Annotated in this window: 3 protein-coding genes; all 3 read right to left on the reverse strand. The window is 70.7% G+C overall.

The annotated features are described in order from the left end of the window. Positions 1-511: 511 nt before the first annotated feature. On the reverse strand, positions 512-1,006 hold the full coding sequence (locus ACRDSQ_RS15355) for a DUF2127 domain-containing protein (protein WP_431421832.1): 495 nt from the start codon (positions 1,004-1,006) through the stop codon (positions 512-514). 37 nt (positions 1,007-1,043) lie between these two features. After that, positions 1,044-1,505, reverse strand: a complete 462-nt coding sequence (locus tag ACRDSQ_RS15360) for a GNAT family N-acetyltransferase (RefSeq protein ID WP_431421833.1) — start codon at positions 1,503-1,505, stop codon at positions 1,044-1,046. Between the two features lie 31 nt (positions 1,506-1,536). After that, positions 1,537-2,440: ATP-dependent helicase C-terminal domain-containing protein (locus ACRDSQ_RS15365; protein WP_431421834.1), on the reverse strand; the 904-nt coding region annotated here is incomplete at its 5' end.

Below are 2,440 nucleotides of genomic sequence, written 5' to 3' on the forward strand. Positions count from 1 at the left end.
AAAGACTGGGTGTCCAACGGAGTTCCTGTGCTTCAGTGATCTTGGTCGACACTGTTGTAGCAGGAACTCCGTTGCCCATTTCAACCCGTTGACAACCCCACCCAATCCTTAACTACACGGCCTTGGAACTAGTCCGCCTCCCGGGAATTTGTGTTGGGGTCACCTGGCGGGTGACGAAGCGGACTGGTGGGTGACCGTCGTCGGTTTTCGTCACGGTCCCCTTGGGTGTGGTTCGTAGCGCAGCCGGGTTGTGACAGGACGTGGTCGCGCGCCGCGGTTCGGGCCGACTCGGTGGACGGCCCGAACCGTGCCGCTATCGATGCGCCTCGGGTAGCCGCTCGATGTCGGACGGTTACCGCGGGACAACGGCCCAGTAGACGATCAGGGCGCTCAGTCGAGCAGAACGCGAATCCAGACCTCGGCATGCCGTTCGACGTGCTCGGCCTTGCCTCGCCGGGACCGATCCCGGATCAGCTTGCCGAGCACCACATCGCCCTCCACGGAGCGGACTTCAGCGCGGGTTCGGGCCGGCGGGCACCGGAGGCGGCGTCGGCTGCTGCGACTTCCAGAACTCGCGGGCCACCACCACGACCACCGCCGTGTCCAACAGCGCGAACACCGCCAACCCCACCGACGACGTGCGGACCGCGCGGATCGCCTCGTAGGCGACCAAGGCGCTCAGGAGCAAGCAGGCCAACGGGTACACGCGCACCGCGCGGCGGTGGAGGGCGTAGGCCAGGCCGAGTTTCACCACGCCGTGCAGCAGCAGGAAAACCACGGCGAACGTTCGGCCGCCCTCCGCCGCGCGGGTGAGGTCGTCGGCGATGGCGCCGCTGTGGTCGCCCAGCAGGTCGCGGCTGACGACCGCGTTGGCGATGCCGCTGATCACCGCGGGCGGGACCGCCGCCAGCAGCAGCGCGGCGAGGACCTGCACGGCGCCGTCGAGGCTCTTGACCATCACGGCCAGGCTGAACAGGGTGGACCTGGTACGCGTCGGGCTGCTCACCCGTTCAGCATGCCGTCGGCGGCGACCTTGTGTCAGCTCAATCGAGCCTTTGCTCAAGCACTTGCCCTTGCCAGTCGTCCACACTGAACTTGTCCGTCGGGGTGAACCCGTTCCGCACGTAATAGTCGACCAGCCGACCCTCGGCCCCCGCCCAGCAGTCGACGCGCAGCAGCTTGATGCCTGCCGCCCGGGTGTGCGACCGGGCGAAGTCGATCAGGTCGGACCCGATCCCGCGGCCGGCGAGCCTGCGGGAGGTGATCAGGAACCGGATGTAGACCTCCGGCTCGTCGACCGGTGGGATCGGTTCCGGGGGGTCGCCCAGCACCAGCGCGCCCGCAGGCGCGCCGTCGGACTCAGCCATCCACAGAAGCCCGCTCTCGGCCATCGCCCGCACCCGGGCCACCCGCTTCGGCTGTGCCGACCAGGGCTCCGCGCCCCACTGCTCACTCTGGCCACGCGCGACCATCCACACCACCGCCTCGTCGAGGAAGGCGAGCATGGTGTCGGCATCGGCGGGACCGCCAGGTCGATCACCGGGACTCCTTTCGCTGGATGCTGTGCCGGGTCGGGGGAGCGCTCGTGGGGTCCTCGGGCCAGCGGTGCTTCGGATACCGCCCACGCAGCTCCGCGCGCACCTGCGGGTAGCCGGTCGTCCAGAATCCGGCGAGATCGCCCGTCACCGCCGTGGGTCGGCCTGCGGGTGAGAGCAGCCGCAGGACGACCGGGACCCGGCCGTCGACCACGGTCGGGCTCTCGGTCCACCCGAACACCTCCTGCACCTTCACCGGCAGCGCGGGCCGGTCGCCGCTGTAGTCGACCCGGATCTTCGACCCCGAGGGCACCTCGATCCGCTCCGGCGCGAGCTCGTCCAGCCGGGTCGCGGCCGGCCAGGGAAGCAGCGTCCGGAGGGCGGCGGTCATGTCCACGCGGCCGAGGTCGGCGCGGTTTCGGGCGTTGCCGATCCAGGTCTCGGCGGCGGCCAGCAGGGCGTTGTCGTCCACCGCCTGCCACGGGTCACCCAGGGTCCGGTGCAGAAGGTCGAGCCGGGCGCGCAAAGCGAGGGCACGCTCGTCGAGGCGGACCAGGCCGAGCCCGTGTCTGCGCAGCCCTTCCTGGATGGCCGCGCGCACGTCCTGCGCGGGCGGCTTCGGCAACGGCCGCTCGTGCAGCATGATCGCGCCCAGCCTGCGGATCCGCCGCGCCACCACGTCGTCGACCCACACCACCTCGTCCACTGTGGACACGAGGGTGGGCGCCGCCGCGACGGCGAGTTCCTCGTCGGCCCGGGCCTGCCAGGCGGAGAGCGCCACGCCCGTGAGGATCGCGATCTCCACCGCCCGCGCGGCGCGCTGCCGGCCTCCGCCGGCGAAGCCCGCATCGAGCCGGCTCGCCCAGCGGACCAGCGACGCGGCATCGAGACCCATCACCCAGTGT

Source organism: Actinokineospora sp. (assembly GCF_050699995.1).
Lineage (GTDB): Bacteria > Actinomycetota > Actinomycetes > Mycobacteriales > Pseudonocardiaceae > Actinokineospora.